11 protein-coding genes and 1 pseudogene are annotated in these 16583 nt (G+C 35.4%); 10 read left to right on the top strand and 2 right to left on the bottom strand.

Features of this window, described 5'->3' with window-relative positions; genetic code table 11:
• Positions 1-228: 228 nt before the first annotated feature.
• Positions 229-927 (bottom strand): tRNA (5-methylaminomethyl-2-thiouridine)(34)-methyltransferase MnmC2, encoded by a 699-nt coding sequence (gene mnmC2, locus CLOCL_RS09110; RefSeq protein ID WP_014255061.1) that lies wholly within the window; start codon positions 925-927, stop codon positions 229-231.
• A gap of 496 nt (positions 928-1423) precedes the next feature.
• Here mnmC2 and CLOCL_RS09105 point away from each other — a divergent pair, with 496 nt between their 5' ends.
• On the top strand, positions 1424-1624 hold the full coding sequence (locus CLOCL_RS09105) for a hypothetical protein (protein WP_014255060.1): 201 nt from the start codon (positions 1424-1426) through the stop codon (positions 1622-1624).
• 147 nt (positions 1625-1771) lie between these two features.
• Here the strand turns inward: CLOCL_RS09105 and CLOCL_RS09100 are convergent, their stop codons facing one another.
• Positions 1772-2668, bottom strand: coding sequence for a ComEC/Rec2 family competence protein (locus tag CLOCL_RS09100; RefSeq protein WP_014255059.1), 897 nt, complete (start codon positions 2666-2668; stop codon positions 1772-1774).
• 355 nt (positions 2669-3023) lie between these two features.
• Between CLOCL_RS09100 and CLOCL_RS09095 the strand changes: the two genes are divergently transcribed.
• From CLOCL_RS09095 to CLOCL_RS09060, 9 genes and pseudogenes are all read left to right on the top strand, one after another.
• Entirely contained in the window at positions 3024-4088 is a 1065-nt protein-coding gene (locus CLOCL_RS09095) for a peptidylprolyl isomerase (RefSeq protein ID WP_014255058.1), read from the top strand.
• A 521-nt stretch (positions 4089-4609) separates the two neighbouring features.
• The gene (locus CLOCL_RS09090; RefSeq protein ID WP_014255057.1) at positions 4610-7477 is read left to right on the top strand and encodes a glycoside hydrolase family 9 protein; all 2868 of its coding nucleotides are present in this window, start codon (positions 4610-4612) and stop codon (positions 7475-7477) included.
• A gap of 178 nt (positions 7478-7655) precedes the next feature.
• Positions 7656-10616, top strand: coding sequence for a glycosyl hydrolase (locus tag CLOCL_RS09085; protein ID WP_014255056.1), 2961 nt, complete (start codon positions 7656-7658; stop codon positions 10614-10616).
• A 153-nt stretch (positions 10617-10769) separates the two neighbouring features.
• Positions 10770-11027: pseudogene (locus tag CLOCL_RS23950) on the top strand (dockerin type I repeat-containing protein); the annotation flags it as partial.
• Positions 11022-11777 carry an expansin EXLX1 family cellulose-binding protein gene (locus CLOCL_RS23510; RefSeq protein ID WP_476691462.1) on the top strand — a complete coding sequence of 252 codons (756 nt, stop codon included), beginning with the start codon at positions 11022-11024 and terminating at the stop codon, positions 11775-11777. The pseudogene CLOCL_RS23950 and the gene CLOCL_RS23510, both read left to right, overlap by 6 nt.
• A gap of 458 nt (positions 11778-12235) precedes the next feature.
• Positions 12236-13285: a 3-oxoacyl-ACP synthase III family protein gene (locus CLOCL_RS09075; protein WP_014255054.1), complete on the top strand. Its 1050-nt coding sequence runs from the start codon at positions 12236-12238 to the stop codon at positions 13283-13285.
• Between the two features lie 42 nt (positions 13286-13327).
• Positions 13328-13570 carry an acyl carrier protein gene (locus tag CLOCL_RS09070; protein ID WP_014255053.1) on the top strand — a complete coding sequence of 81 codons (243 nt, stop codon included), beginning with the start codon at positions 13328-13330 and terminating at the stop codon, positions 13568-13570.
• 157 nt (positions 13571-13727) lie between these two features.
• Positions 13728-14768 (top strand): ketoacyl-ACP synthase III, encoded by a 1041-nt coding sequence (locus CLOCL_RS09065; RefSeq protein ID WP_014255052.1) that lies wholly within the window; start codon positions 13728-13730, stop codon positions 14766-14768.
• A gap of 160 nt (positions 14769-14928) precedes the next feature.
• A complete protein-coding gene (locus tag CLOCL_RS09060) occupies positions 14929-16431 on the top strand; it encodes a class I adenylate-forming enzyme family protein (protein ID WP_014255051.1) in 1503 nt (500 codons plus the stop codon).
• Positions 16432-16583 lie beyond the last annotated feature (152 nt).

The following is a 16583-nucleotide window of genomic DNA, read 5'->3' as shown; positions in this document are numbered from 1 at the left end:
TATCATTTTTTGCATTTCCATAAACTTTTCAATTTTGCTTAATTGGTTTAAGCTAATATGTTCCATCTAAATTTTATCAAATCATATTATTGTTATTTTACTGTTCAAATTCCATATCTCCTTTTACTATTATTTTTTGCATAAAAATATCCGTACCAAATTGGCCGGACCCTGTGGTTTAGTTATAAAAGCAAATTCAATAGAGTTATATAATTTACTCTACTGAAATCAACGTTTAACTCCCTGAAGCACTTCTTTTTTTCCACCGAATCCGGGAAGTTTTACAATATCAAAACCTGCATCAGAAAGTGCTCTTTTGACAACACCTGAAACGGTATAAGAGGAACATGTGCCTCCTTTTTTTGTTTTTCTGCCTATTTCCATAAGCAGTTCAGGACGCCACATTGACGGATTTTTCCTTGGGCAGTGGCCGTCAAGAAACCAAGCATCGCAAAGTTTATCCAGTGAATTTAACATTTCCAGTGCCTCACCAATCCATAAGTTGAGATAAAGGCATCCGAAAGGTTGCTCAATTTTTATTTGGTGCCATCCGTTTATATCGATATCAACAGCCCTATATGCTTTGATAAGGTTATCAATTTCCTTTTCTGCCCGATTTCTAAATCCACTTAAGATATTTAACATTCTTTCAGAACTTAATGGAAAAAGTTCGACAGTATTGTATTCTATTGTAATATTTTCTAAATTGCTTTTGTTTAGGTATTCCATCAATGAGACAACTATACGGCCTGCACCGAAACCAGTTTCTCCAATTATAAAAGGAGTATTGGATTCAATTACGGACTTTATTCGAGCAAGCAAATTGTTATTTTTAAAATGAATTTGCTGTGCTTCGTCAATAGCATTAACCACGTCGAAATATCTATCTCCAAAATGCTCATTTACTAGATAATCCGGTATAAACATAGCGACAATTTCCTTTGCTTTTAAAATATTACTTTATTTTTTAACCAATTAGGATATAAATTTTTTATCAGCAAATAGAATACCAATTGCCAAAACATATTTATGCAAAGGCAATTGAAAATTTTATTTTATAATTATTTATAATTATTTCATATTATTGAAAAAAGATAAAGGACTTATACCATTTGATAATTATTTTTTTTTAATAGAGTTTTTTTAAAAATTTTTAAGAATAATATATGGAAGGGAGAAGCATTATTTGTTATAATGTAAATAGCTGAAAATAAATTAAATATACTAAATTGCACTCCTTTATTATATTTATAAAGTAAGAGGGAATTTTTGTATTGCTTAGTAAGCTAATAAGCATATAGCCGGATTTTTATTTTTATTTAAGGTTATCCAAATTGGATGAACGGCAAAAACTGTTCACCTATTGTGCTTATTTAGCTTAAGTTGATAAAAGAAGCAAAAAAAGATTAAGGAGGATGCAGCAATGAAAGAATTTGAAATCGATTGTATGTTTAATCTACTTGGTCCCAGTAAACCGGCGTTACCTAAAGAACAAGCGTTGAACTTGAATTTAAAACCCGGTGAGACAGTAAAGGTTTTTCAAGACGATTTTACTTGGACGGGTACTATAAAATATGATGAAAATTTACCTCCTATGTATCAATGGTATGTAGAACTGGATTAGTTTGTTAAAGAGTTGATGTGCCGATAAATATAAAGATATGGATTGCAAAAAGGATATTATTGAAACTTTAAGATATTGAATTATAATGAAGGGAGTAGAAAAATTGTAAAGCGGTCTCTACTCCCTTATTATAATAAAACAAAAAAATTATTTTTTTGCTTTACCGTGCTGATAATCTCCAGGTTCTTTGTCAAAGGTTATATTTTGGCCGTCCGAGGTACATACAATAGTTCCGCACTGATCGGTTCTATAAACGGGGATATTTTTTTCTTTCAGCAGTTTCATCGTTTTTTTGCTCGGATGATCATTGCTGTCATTCAGTGCACAGCTTAAGGCAGCATATTTGGGATTAACCCTGTTTAAAAACTCTTCTGAAGTTGTATTGTCGTTTCCGTGTTGAGCTATTTTCAAAACATCAGCCGATAAATCATATCCCTTATCCATCATTTCCTTTTCGGAATAAAACTGGGCATCACCAGTGAACAGGAAAGATGTGTTTTTATAGACCATTTTTAAAACAATAGAGTAATCGTTCTCGTTTTCATAAACATCACTGTTTGGCGCAAGAATGAAACATTGTGCATCACCGAAATTGAAAGAGGATCCGGCAACGGGTCGTGTTATCTTTAGTCGTTTGGCATCTATGGCCTTTTTTAAATTCCTGAATTCACTGCTATTGTCTGTTACATTAGGCATATAAAGGATTCCAATATCGTAGTTTGCTATAACAGCAGCAGCGTTTCCAATATGGTCTTTGTGATGATGGGTCAGAATTAAAAAGTCAATTTTTTTTATGTTTTGAGATGCCAGATAATCCATCAAATCAGTTTTACTTTCCTTTGGGCCTGTATCAATGAGCATGGTTTTATTGTCGTGTTCTATTAGAATACTGTCTCCTTGACCGATGTCAATAAAGTGCACTTCAAGTTTTTTGGGTAAACTTTCCTGTATCTGCTTCTGAGTAGTGCATGAAACTAAGAATACAAATATAATTGATAAAAGTAAAATTAATTTTTTATGTTTTTTTATATTATTAGAGAACATATTCCATACCTCTTTTTATACTGCTAATATCCATTTTGTAGACATTATTGTATCAATTAACAACACTGTTGTAAATAAAAATGGAAAACATAATAATTTTTTAAAGTTTTTTTGATATGGATAAAGTTTTAGTGGAATTATAGACAAATATAGAGTAAAATTATAATTTGTAAACATTAAATTGTTTAATGCTTATTCCAAAAATAACATGCGGCTGCCATTTCAATAATTTGATATGATATATCTTACGATAATATCAATAGTATCGGTTTGTTTCGGTTGAAATGGTCTTGGATGTTTACCTGGAATATAGTAAATAAGTTTTTTATAACAAATAATCTTATGGAGGTTTATCATGAAATTAAGAAAGATTTTACCGATTGTACTAAGCACAGCACTGATGCTAAGCTTTAGTGCCTGTAACAAAAATGGACAGACATCTTTAAATGCTGATTCTTCAAAAATTGTGGCAACAGTTGGGGAGGAAAGTATTTCTGCTGTTGAGCTTAAGTTTTATCTAAGTGCCTATAAAGAAGAGGCTGAAGAAGAGGCAGGTTTAGCCGACAAGAGTGATAACGAAAAGAAAAAGTATTGGAAATCGGAAGAAGGCAAATCCAAAAAGCAGGAGATTATAGATGTCGCTCTGGATAATATAAAAGAGCTCAAGATTCTATTGGCAAGCGCCAAAAAGGATAATATTATCTTGGATGAGCAAGAGTTGAACTATATAGACCAAGCAATGGATCAGTTTATTGAACAAGAAGGCAATGGGAATGTAAAAGAAGCAAACAAAATTCTGCTTAGAGATTATGGTGTTACGATAGACCAATACCGAGCATTATTTACGGATTTTATTTTGGCATATCAAAAGTATGCTCAATTAAAGCCTACTAAAATTGAAATTAGTGACAGTGATATTCAAAAAGAATTTGAAAACAACAAAGAGCAATTTGAGAAGGTAACAGTACAGCACATACTTTTTAAAACAATTAATACTACAACTTTTGAATCATTATCGGAGGATGAAGTTGCCAAAAAGAAATCTCTTGCAGAGGAAGTTCTTAAAAAGGCGCAATCGGGCGAGAAATTTGAAGATTTGGTAAAACAATACACAGAAGACGATGCTTCAAAGGAAACAGGTGGAGAGTATACTTTTACCAGAAATGATGATTTGGTTGATGAATTTAAAGAATGGTCCTTTAAAGCAAAAGAAGGAGATATGGATATTGTAGAGACTTATTACGGCTATCATGTCATGAAATTTGTCAAGAAAACACCACCTACTTTGGGAGATGAGGAAAAGGCAACGATTACTTCTTCATTGCAAACTGAGGAGTTTCAAAAAATGCTTGACAATTTGAAAGCAGAGACTCAATTGGTTAAGAATCAGGAAGTAATAGATTCGTTGGATTTGTTTTAGTTAAAGGTATAATCTAAATTCTCTATGTTTATATAATTGTTAAAAATTAAAATGGTTGTAATAAAAAGAGGCGGTTGGTATTTTGGACTGCCTCTTTTTTATACCCGAGAGCTTTTTGGAAAATTAAAATATAGTTTTTACAAAATCTGGTTTTTGTTAAAATAGGTTTTGCATTTTGGGATGTTGTTTTATGATGGTATTTATTTTATACTAATATTATAGGATATAATTAGAGAAAGATTAGCAACCCATATCGATACATATTCTTCAATACACCTTTCTTTTCAGCATTATCTTTTTGTTAAACGCAACAGCTAACTTTCCGGCTAGGAAATTGTTTTAATTTATTGTTTCAAAGCAATATTAATTTTTATATATGGTGAAGTAAGTTTTTGTGATGTAAATTGTGAAATTTTGAATAATGCTAAAGTTTATTATCTAATGATACAGAAAATTAAGAAAGATTGAATAATATTTTTTAATTTTAATATATAAATTTTTGTGTCGGGAGGAACTGAGTTATGACAAAAAAAGCCTTTTATAAAAGAGGTTTAAGTATTTTTTTAAGTATTGCTGTTGCGATTGGATTGACTTCGAGCATTCCAATGACTGTTAATGCAGAACCTGAGTATAATTTTGCCAAGGCGCTTCAGCTTTCCCTTTATTTCTATGATGCAAACAAATGCGGACCGGGAATAACGGGAGGGCGTTTGGAATGGCGCGGTGACTGTCATGTGGAGGATAAAGAAATACCTTTGATTCCTATGACAGAAAGTTTCAGGGGAACTAACCTGTCGCAAAGTTTTATTAATAAATACAAGTCCATACTTGACCCCGATGGGGATGGCAAGTTGGATTTGAGCGGAGGAATGCATGATGCAGGTGACCATGTAAAGTTCGGACTCCCTCAAACATATGCTGCTTCTACTGTCGGATGGAGTTACTACGAGTTTAGAGATGCCTTTATAAAAATAGGAGAACAGGAGCATGTTGAGGACATCCTCAGATGGTTTAATGATTACTTGTTAAGATGCACATTCAGAGATAAGGACGGTAAGGTGGTTGCTTTCTGTTATCAGGTAGGAGAAGGGGATATAGACCATGATTACTGGAACCCACCGGAACTTCAAAACTCAGTTATGCTTGAGGGATTTGAGAGACCGGCATACTTTGCTACTGCCGAGACACCGGCCAGTGACCAGTGTGCAGGTGCAGCTGCCTCCCTTGCCATAAACTATTTGAATTTTAAAGATACTGACCCTGAATATGCCAGCAAATGTTTGGATACAGCTATAGCATTATATGAGTTTGCCAGGGAATACAGAGGTCTTGGTTATTCCGGCGGATTCTACACATCTTCCTATGACTACGATGAACTGTCATGGGCAGCAGTTTGGCTAAAAATAGCCACTGGCGAGGACAAATACATTGATCATATAGTGTCCACCGATGAAAGCGGCAAATATACAGGATATATGCAGAGGATAATAGTTGATACCGGTAACCAATGGCAGAACATTTGGGTTCACTGTTGGGATACCGTATGGGGCGGTGTATTTGCAAAACTTGCACCGATAACCAATACTGAAAGAGACTGGTACATATTTAGATGGAATCTTGAGTACTGGTCGGGAATACCCCATGAAGATCCAAAAGATACTAATTTCCTTGCTAAAACACCAGCTGGATTCAGTATGCTTAATTCCTATGGTTCGGCAAGGTATAATACAGCTGCACAGCTTTGTGCCCTGGTTTATAGAAAAGAGACAGGACGCACTGATTTTGCCGATTGGGCAAAGAGCCAAATGGAATATATAATGGGAAACAACCCTATGAAGAGAGCGTATATTGTTGGCTATGCCCCAGACGGTGCTTCCCATCCTCATCATCGTGCATCCCACGGTTCAAAGACTCTTAGTATGGATGACCCGGTAGATCACGTACATACTTTGTGGGGAGCTTTGGTTGGAGGTCCAGACGCTGACGATTTTCACAAAGATGTAACCTCTGACTATATATACAATGAAGTTGCTGTGGACTATAATGCCGCATTTGTGGGTGCCTGTGCAGGGCTATATACATATTACGGAGAAGGACATGAACCTATACCGAATTTTCCGCCTAAGGAAGAGCGACCGTTGGAGTTCTTTGTGGAAGCTAAAGTAAGTACCAGCCAGGAAAATAAAGAAAGATCGCAGATTACTATACGCATACATAATGAAAGTGCATATCCTCCGCATTACGAAACAGGATTAAAGGCACGTTATTTCTTTAATATCAGTGAACTTATAAATGCAGGCCAGTCCATTGATGATGTTCAAATGGAAGTATACTACGATGAGAATGAAAAGTGCTACGATGGCAAGGCGAAATATTTAGGACCAATTAAGTATGACGACAGCGGTACATATTATGTTGAATTTGATTGGAGCGGCAGGCAAATTTATGCTTCCCGTGAACTGCAATTTGCCCTTGTAGCTGCTCAGGATTCAAATTATAAAGGAAACTGGGATCCTACAAACGATTACAGCAGAATAGGATTGAAAGATGAGTATGTGATTACCGAAAGAATACCCTTGTACATTAATGATCAACTGGTATTTGGTGAGGAACCGGAGAAAATAGAAGCTACGCCTACACCTACTGGAGATCCCGGCAATACATCAACACCAGTACCGGATACGGTAGATTTAAAGGTTTTATACAAGTGCTTGACTTCTTCCGATTCTGCTTCTGACATAAGAGCAATATTAAAAATCCAAAACGATGGCAAAAAGCCTGTCAATTTATCGGATATAAAGGTACAATACTGGTTTACAGCGGATTCGATAGCGGAACCTGCGTTTTCCTGTGATTTTGCTCACATTTCAAGCAGTAATGTTGAAGGTCGGTTTATAAAACTTGATAAAAAGGGAGAAGGTTTTGACAGGTATTTGGAAATAAGTTTTACAGAAGAAGCGGGAGCAATAGGTGCAGGGGCCAATACCGGGGAGATAGTTATAAGAATTGCCGGTGATGGGACAGGACCTTACATACAGTCAAATGACTATTCCTATAATCCGCTTGCAAAAGATTTTACCGAGAATAATAAAATTACTCTTACTTATAAATCGAAATTGGTGTACGGCGAGGCACCGGTTGATTTCGTATCGCCAACACCTACTCCTACACCGAATGTGTTGTATGGAGATATAAATGGTGATAAGGATATTAATTCGATTGATTTGGCCATATTAAAGCAATATCTGCTGGGGATGATTAAAAAGTTCGATGTTCCTGATGAAGTTGCAGATTTGAACGGAGACGGTGAAATAAACTCTATTGATTATGCTTATTTCAAAATGTATATACTGGGCATGATAAAAGAGTTTCCGGTAAATGCAAGATAAACAGGTATTTTAAGTTGCTTTTAGGAGATTGAAATTGGTGATTATTTAGATGTCAGTTTATTAGTGGACGGAAATTTTATTAAGAAGAGCAAACTCCTTGCTGTTGGTTTTGATAGTAAGGAGTTTTGCGTACTTTTCTATAGTAATACCGTTATACTTTTTAGAGGAGATAAGTACAATGATGAAGAGACTGAATCGGACAGTAGGATTTATAGTATGTTTTGCAATAATAATTGCAACCTTAGTTAGCGGGCAGAATACGGTAAGAGCAGCGGCTTTCTTTTCAACAGAAGCCAATGGAAAAGATAATATTCCCGAATATGCAATAGGTAACTTTTTAGCCCGATTAAATTACTCCCAATCTAGCCTTACGGTTACTTTGATTCCAAAAAGTTCTTCATATGAGGCATCAAACATCTGGTATACCAACATATCTAATCCTACACAGCTTAGCCAGGCGGTTGCAGGATATCCAACCGGCCCAAAGAATTCCGAGGGGAATTATATTGTTACAATTCCAAATCCGCAAATTGCAGTCGATGGGACTTTATATTTATTTCTTGCCACCAATACAGGTGACACCGGCTGGGTAAAATGCAATGTACATGGAATGCGTATAGACTGGATCAATGATCTGGGGTTGGGCAGTATTAGAACTGTACCGGTTATTAACCCTGCATGGGCTGAAAACGATTTACCGGATATGATATATAAAACCGACAATATCAAGGGAGCTGTTCCGACAAACGACTGGTTGAGTTCGATTTTATGGATACCTTTTTCAGAGCCTCTTTATTCCCATCCTTTGGTGTATCAATATTCGAAATCAGGACTTGCGGTAAGTATGCCCAAGACACAGTATTATAGAGATGTTGATGGTGATATTGAGGTTATAAGAAGGCTTGACTTGAATATACTCGAAACAATAGATTTTATCGTAGGTGCTGATAATTTCACTCCTTATGATGCAAGGCTCGACAAATTCGGTGACTGGTCGGCAGATGTGGTTATGGCCGATGGTACAAAAAATATAAAATCCACCATAGCCCACGGAAGTCCGTACATTTACTTTGATTTTATTGGGTGCTACCCTAAAATTACCTTTAACTCTGTTCCGGAAATTATTCAAAAGGGTCAGAATTTATTTGTTAAAGTCAACGGCAACTATTATGGATTCTTTGCACCTGAAGGTTCAACATGGAACGGAATTGGAAGCAACTCAATTACTTGCAATTTACCCTACGGAAAAACTTATTTTTCACTGGCGATATTGCCTGAAAAGGATGCTTTTGAGTATTTCCGGGAGAAGGCATACGCATTTATTGTAAATACCGAAGTTCAGTGGAAGTATTGTGAAGAGGACAGTTCGGTCGATACAACTTTTATAGTAACTACAGAAGCAAAGGAAGGTACAAATAAAGATACAATATTGGCATTGTATCCGCATCAGTGGAGAAACAACGGCTTTATAACTCCGTTAAACTATACCTATGAATCAATAAGAGGAACCATGAAAACTATTTGCGGTCAGAGTTTCCGGACAAGATACGTGTATAACGGAATACTTCCCTATCTGCCTGGAATAGATAAAAGCAATTCAAGTGCAATTGAGAAATTAAAGTTTTTTGTGGACGATTTTGAAAAAGACAAGATAAACTTTAATTTAAACAATCCGGGAGCGGGTTTTGATACCTATTGGACAGGTAAAAAGTTAAATCAGCTGGCACAGGTTTTGCCTATCGCAGAACAGGTTGGAGATACTTTGGCGGCAGAAAAAATAATTAACGCCATAAAGAGCAAGCTAGAAGATTTCTTTACGGCAGATCCTTATGAAAACGTCTTTTATGATTTAAGCGATAAAAACAACCTGTTTTATTATAACAGCAATTGGGGAACTTTAATAGGTTATGACGCTGCTTATGGCAGTCAAAATGAATTGAACGACCATCATTTTCACTATGGATATTTTATATATGCTGCTGCACAGATTGCATTAAGAGACAGTGATTGGGCAAAAGACAGCAACTGGGGAGCAATGGTGAAACTCCTTATAAAGGATATAGCCAATCATGACAGAGAGGATACAAGATTTCCGTTCCTACGGAATTTTGATCCTTATGCAGGTCATTCATGGGCTTCCGGACATGCAAAATTTATTGACGGCAATAATCAGGAGTCATCATCGGAAGCAATAAATGCCTGGGCAGGTATAATCCTGTGGGGAGAAGCTACCAATAACAAAACGCTTCGGGATTTGGGCATTTATCTTTATACCACCGAAGTCAATGCAGTGAACAATTACTGGTTTGACATCTATGGCGATACAAAGGATCCGCAATATGTGAATACGGATGTTTCAATGATTTGGGGAGGTAAAAACGTCCATACTACGTGGTGGACCAATGATCCCATTCAAGTTCACGCAATTAATTGGCTGCCTATTACTGGAGCATCTTTGTACCTCGGTACTGACCCTGAATACGTGAAAAGGAATTATGACTCGGTTTGGAAAGAATGGGATAACTGGCTTAAAATAAGGCCTGCCGACCAAAACAGTGATCCAAAGCTATGGCAGGACATTATGTGTTCCTATTATGCCCTCTATGATCCTGAAGAGGCTATTTCCAAATGGGATGAGTGGGCAACACCTGAAAGCGGAGAATCCGCTGCCCATACATATCATTGGCTGCATAGCTTGAATAACGCAGGATTGCCTGATTTTACAGTAACATCAGATACTGCTTTATATTCTGTATTTAAAAATAAAAAAGACAGTAAAAAAACATATGTAGTATATAATGCTTCTGAAAAAGAGATAACGGTAAATTTTTCCGATGGTATGAAATTAAGTGTAAAGCCCAAATCAATGACAGTGGTAAAAGAAGGTGATTATAATCCCGTTCCGACTATTAAATTTGGGGATGTAAACTGTGACGGAAACATAGATTCCATCGATTATGCTCTAATGAAATCTTATTTGCTGGGAATAATAAATAAATTTCCTGTTGAATACGGTTTGCTTGCAGCTGATCTGAACGGAGACGGAGACTTTAATTCGATAGATTTTGCAATTTTGAAAAGTTACCTTCTTGGAATAATAAAAGTTTTTCCGGCGGAGGATATAAGTAAAAGCTATTAAACTTAAGCAGTTGATTGTTTAGGTGTAATAGGTTTACAGAATATCTATACGGTTTTTTTATTCTTTAATTGAAGCAGGTAAATAAATATGATATAATATAATCGATTTTAGATACAAAAATTAGGAAAGATGATTTTTTTTTGGGGGTAAAAAATGAAACGCAAAATAATTTTTTGTTGTGCCATTTTAATGACTCTTTTGCAGTTTTCTTTTCTCAATTCTTTTTCACTGGAAGGACAAGTTACCGTTGGAGATATCAATGGGGATGGATATGTTGACAGTATAGATTATGCAAACCTTAAAATGTATGTATTGGGACTTATCAAGGATTTTCCCACTGCAGAAGGTTCATGGGCAGCTGATGTAGATGGAAACAACAGTATAGATAGTATAGATTGTGCTTTGATGAAAAGTTATTTGCTTGGCATAATTAAAAAATTTCCAAAGAGTGATTCATTACCTGCAAATACTTCGGCAGTTACTCCAACACCACAAATTACACCAAAACCTATTCCGTCATACAGTCCTTATCCTGATTGGGATAAGGAGCATTCAGGCTATGCTACATTCACTGGATCGGGTTACTCTGGAGGTGCAGCTTTATTGGATCCTATTGACCCGGATATGGAAATTACAGCGTTAAATCCCTATGATTATAATTCCTATGGAATTGATGCCGCTTTAGCTGGTGCTTATCTTGAGGTAACAGGGGAAAAGGGATCGACAATTGTTTATGTAACAGACCTTTATCCAGAGGGTGCTCCCGGTGCATTGGATTTATGTCCTAAATCCTTTGCTAAAATAGATGATATATCAAAGGGTAAAATTGATATAAAATGGCGTGTTGTTGCAGCACCGGTTACCGGAAATGTATCCTATCGTATTAAGGAAGGCAGCACTACTTCATGGCTTGCAGTTCAGGTCAGAAATCATCGATATCCTGTACTTAAGATGGAATGTTATATAAATAATACTTGGGTAGATATGAAAAAGATGTTTTGGAATCATTTTGTCATAGATAATGTTGATACTACAACTCCTAGAATAAGGATGACCGATATTAGGGGATATGTATTGGAAGATGTACTTGACAGTATTCCTGTATCGGGCGACACCCGTCCGGCTTATATCATTGATGGCAATGTCCAGTTCCCTGAATAAAATGTTTTCTAAGGAGTCTCCAATATAAAAATAAATACCTGTCAATATTCAATAGTTTATATTCTTGTCTTTTTGAAAAATGTAATGACAAAGACAGGGAATGGGCTTTGTTACCCTGATTTTTTCAAGAATGAGAGATTTATTATCTTATTGCGGAGTGCTAAAATTAAATTAGTTTAAAACGTCATTTTTTGTTAAATTTCTTATTTTAACCTAAAAATAAAATATATTAAGATTTTTGTAAAATATTCGTAATAATCTCGTGAAATAAAAGTAAAATACTGTTGAAATGTGCAAAATTTAAGTATAAAATAAATATTGGAAATAATGCTAACTAGACCCAAAATTTTTGCAATAAAATTATTCGTCAAAAAATTTATGTAGAGATTTTAAAACAAGATAATTAAAATATATAGCATGATATATTGTATAATATTTGTTTTTTGGGGGAGATAGTTATGAAAAACTCAAAATATATTTTTCCGGAGCTAAAAAGGAAAAATATAAATCGCTATTGTGAAATCAAATCTGTAGCATCCTACATACCTGAAAAATCTATCGATAATGAGGAAATTATTGTCAAGTATAATCTGCCCTTCAAATCTTCATTCATTACAAAATCAATTGGAGTTGAGTCAAGATTTATAGCAGAAGATGACCAATCAGATAGTGACCTTCTGGCACTTGCAGCAGAAAAATGTCTAAATAAGGCTAATTTTAAAGTTGACCGTTTATCGAGAATTATTGTGAATAAATTTTATGGAGATAATCTTCTTCCAATGACTGCAAGTGCTTTGCAACGAAAGCTTAACAGCGGCACGGCAGTACATGCCTTTGATATTGAGGGTGGAATATCTTCTTTTCTGCATGCCTTTGATGCTGCTTCCAGGTTTATCAGTACCGGAGATGAAAGTATTCTTATAGCTTCCGGTGGAATAAACAGCAAAATGATCAGCAAAACAGATCCAAGGGTTGCTTTCCTGTTTGGGGATGCAGCAGCGGCAATATTAATCGGGCACTCGGAACAGCAGCATATTCTGGCAAGTTATTTCTATTCGAATTATGAATTTTATGAACTGGCTACAGCTATAACGCCATTGACATTGGTAGATAAGAGGGAGACAATGACACTTGAACAGCAGATGGCTTCTGTTTACGATACATATAAGATGGGGAATTGGAAAGATGCCGAAGATTTTTATAAAGAAGCAGTATATACTATAGCAACAAATTTGTTTCTGGAAAGTGGTCTGAAAATAAAAGATATAGATTTAGTGCTTGTTACTGAGAACAATCGCAAAATATGGGAGCTTACCCTTGAAGTTTTAGGAGTGGGAGAGGAAAAAAGCATTTCCCTTATAAAGAATCACGGCAACACCATGTCGGCCATGTTACCATTACTTTTAGACTATGGATTTGCTACAGGCAAGATACAAAAAGGTATGAATATAATGCTGATATCCCATGGAGAAGGTTTAAGCGGTGGAGGCATTATATATAAAGTTTGATAAAAATTTTTATATTTTTATATTTGGAGGTTGAGCTATTAAATGAATGAGAAAGAAGTTTTTGAAAAGGTAAAAGAAATCATAGTCGATTATTTGAATTTGGACGAAAGCGAAATAAACGCTGATACAAACCTTGTTGAAGAATTGTGTCTAGATTCCATTGCCCTTGTTGAATTGGGATTTAGGTTTTCGGAGACTTTCTCCATACCTATGGTGGAAGGAGATCCGGATTTATTTATAATGAAGAATCTTGTTAATTTTATTATTGAAAAAATGGAGAAATAAAAGGTTTTCAATTGATATTGAAACCAATGTATCTGCATTAGAGCCGGCTGAAAACGAGGACTGTATATATGATAAGCAAAAATTTTATTAGCGAAGCGTTCTATGAACTGACAAAATTTAACATTTTTTAAATGCTTTTGCATTGATTGGAGGAAATATGGAAAAGGAAATCAGGTTTCCCGAAATTAGACCTCTTAATATTGACAGGTATGCCAGAATCATATCTACTGGAGTAGGATTGCCCAAAGCTGTTGTTACAAATCAGGACATTATTGATGAGTTTAAATTATTGGCAACAGACAGGGCGGTTCAATATTCATTGGGGATAAAAGAGAGAAGATGGAGCGACTTTGATGAAAAAGTGGAAGACCTCATGATGGCAGCGGTAGAACAATGCCTTGAAACAGCCAATATCGATATTGAGAAGGTTGACCGGGTGATTTTTACAAAGTTGTTTGGAGATTATCAGGTTCCGGCAACATCAATAGGATTATTAAGAAAGTTTAAGGCCAAAAAAGGAATACCTGCCTTTGATATTTGTTCGGCATGCAGCGGTTTTATGCATGCCATGGATTTAGCAATACGTTATGTAGCTACCGGAGATGATTATGTACTGATTTTAGGAGGCAGTGTAATAGCTAAGTGTGTCAGGCTATGGAAGAGTCCGGACCCCAAAACTGTGTTTTTATTTGGGGATGCAATTGCTGCTATGCTTATAGGCTATTCTGAAACAAAGAGTTTTTTGGCGTCCTATTTACTTACCAATCATTCCTTGTATGATAATGCAAAGGTTAATTTTGGAACCGAGTTCTTAAGAAGTGGTATGGAAGATTTGAACCCGAGTATTTTTTATATGCGAATAGCTGATGGCAATATAGTCTTTAACAGCTCTGCAAAATATGCCAAAGTCATTGCTGAAAAGCTTCTCAGGGAAACCGGTCTTACTATGGAAGATATAGATTTCTTTGTAACATCGGATCAGTCGGAAAAAATATGGGAAGCGCAACTTAAAGAGTTAAACATTCCTAAAGAAAAAAGCCAAAGTTTATTTCACAAATATGGGAATACCGTTTCTGCAATGAGTCCTATAAATTTACATGATCTTATTGTTTCCGGACGATTAAAGCGCGGAAACCTTGTGATGATGCAAGCTCATGGCGCAGGTGCCAGCAGTGGCGGTATGATATTTAGATATTAAGGTTATAAATTATGTTTCTGTTATAGGCGTTATTCTATAGATATAGACTAGGGTTGGATAAATTTAATAAATACTTTCTAAAACTGAATATAGGAAGATATACAGAGTGCACTTTAGTATTAATTTTGTAAAAAATATAATTTAACTGGGGGAATCATTTATGAACTATTGTGAATTGTTATTTAATACAAAGGAAACGGATCTTGAATTGGAAGCACTTATCGATGCAGAAAACGGGAAAAGGCTTACATACAGAGAACTTATGGAAGAAGTTAAAAAGACAGCGGCTCTATTGCTTTCAAAGGGCTATAAAAGCGGAGATGTGATAGCTACCCATTTGTATAACAGTGTTGAGGCAGCAGTTATTTTACTTGGTATTCAATATATTGGAGGAGTCATATGCCTTATTGACCCTTTGTATAAAGCCAATGAAGTACTGTACTATATTGAAGACTCAGGAGCAAAATGCCTTTTTACTCACTTAATGAGCAGTGAAATAGAACTGCCGGATAGTTTAAAATGTGAAATTGTCCATATTAAAGATTATGAAAATGAAATTCAAAACTTTGAATGTGAGGAAAAAGACTTTTATAATTATAAAGAAGATGAACTCGCCATGCTTCTTTATACATCAGGTTCGACTTCAAAGCCAAAAGGAGTAATGCTTTCAGCAGGATGTTTCTTTACATTTTTAGAAAAAAGCAATTGTTCTATGTATCGATATACGAAAGAGGATAGAATACTTTGTTTTGTACCCTTTTCTCACGGATTTGGTTCGGTGTCCATATTAATTCCTTCACTGGATGGAAAAGCAGCTATTGTGTTTTTACGATCGTTTCAGCCTATAAAAATTTCAAATGCCATAATAAAAGAAAATATAACACATATTTTTGGCGTTCCTACTCATTACCAGCAGTTGTTGAGGTATGAAGCAATACACGATTCTTTAAGAAAACTTAAAGCTGCTTTTGTAGCGGCTGCACCTCTTAATTATGAGACTGCATTCCAATGGTTCAAAACTATCGGAATATATCTCGATGAAGGGTATGGCATGTCCGAAACTACAACGCTCATCACCACTAGAATGAATAGACTGCCTGAACCTGCCGGGGATGTCGGTTATCCTCCTAAAGGTATCTTAGAGGTTGAAGTAGTGGATGATGAAGGTAATGTATGTGAAGACGGTGTTATAGGTGAGATTAGAATTAAAGGAAAAGGGTTAATGCTAGGATATTTAAACAGGCCGGAAGAAACAAGGGAAAGACTTAGAGACGGATGTGTATATTCCGGTGACTACGGTTATAAAAAAAGTGACGGTTCCTTAGTAATTTGCGGTAGAAAGAAAGATGTTATAAATGTAGCCGGACTTAAGATTTCACCCATTGAGGTGGAGGCTGCTATCAACTCGCACCCTGATGTTGTTGATTCGGCTGCTGTAGGTATTGAAGACATCGTTTATGGAGAAGTGGTCAAAGCTTTTGTGGTGTTGAAAGATGGTGCAAAAGTCACTGATAGAGATTTGATAAAGTATGTTTCAGAAAAAATAGCCAATTTTAAAGTGCCAAAATATATTACCTTTCTTGATGATTTCCCAAGGAACAATCTTGGAAAAATCGATAAAAATGCACTGAAGAACATGCATAAATCTTTAGAAACTAAATAGTTCCTTTTATTAAGAATAAAAAAGATTATCTGAAAGATATCAAAAAATATCAGAATAATTATACTTTTACTATTCAATTAAAAGGAAATATTTTTCAGATTTGCATTGTTGAATTTTGATTTAGATTCATATTGTTTTGATACTTTTGCCCA

This window comes from Acetivibrio clariflavus DSM 19732, assembly GCF_000237085.1.
Taxonomy (GTDB): Bacteria; Bacillota; Clostridia; order Acetivibrionales; family Acetivibrionaceae; genus Acetivibrio; species Acetivibrio clariflavus.
This window is presented reverse-complemented; position numbering and strand designations above follow the sequence as displayed.

Excerpts from the sequence above, each read along its gene's own strand:
- CLOCL_RS09075 (WP_014255054.1), top strand. The coding sequence starts at position 12,236 with ATGAAAAACTCAAAATATATTTTTCCGGAGCTAAAAAGGAAAAATATA.
- CLOCL_RS09100 (WP_014255059.1), bottom strand. The coding sequence starts at position 2,668 with ATGTTCTCTAATAATATAAAAAAACATAAAAAATTAATTTTACTTTTA.
- CLOCL_RS09060 (WP_014255051.1), top strand. The coding sequence starts at position 14,929 with ATGAACTATTGTGAATTGTTATTTAATACAAAGGAAACGGATCTTGAA.
- CLOCL_RS09105 (WP_014255060.1), top strand. The coding sequence starts at position 1,424 with ATGAAAGAATTTGAAATCGATTGTATGTTTAATCTACTTGGTCCCAGT.
- CLOCL_RS09070 (WP_014255053.1), top strand. The coding sequence starts at position 13,328 with ATGAATGAGAAAGAAGTTTTTGAAAAGGTAAAAGAAATCATAGTCGAT.
- CLOCL_RS09090 (WP_014255057.1), top strand. The coding sequence starts at position 4,610 with ATGACAAAAAAAGCCTTTTATAAAAGAGGTTTAAGTATTTTTTTAAGT.
- CLOCL_RS09095 (WP_014255058.1), top strand. The coding sequence starts at position 3,024 with ATGAAATTAAGAAAGATTTTACCGATTGTACTAAGCACAGCACTGATG.
- CLOCL_RS09065 (WP_014255052.1), top strand. The coding sequence starts at position 13,728 with ATGGAAAAGGAAATCAGGTTTCCCGAAATTAGACCTCTTAATATTGAC.
- CLOCL_RS23510 (WP_476691462.1), top strand. The coding sequence starts at position 11,022 with ATGAAAAGTTATTTGCTTGGCATAATTAAAAAATTTCCAAAGAGTGAT.
- mnmC2 (WP_014255061.1), bottom strand. The coding sequence starts at position 927 with ATGTTTATACCGGATTATCTAGTAAATGAGCATTTTGGAGATAGATAT.
- CLOCL_RS09085 (WP_014255056.1), top strand. The coding sequence starts at position 7,656 with ATGATGAAGAGACTGAATCGGACAGTAGGATTTATAGTATGTTTTGCA.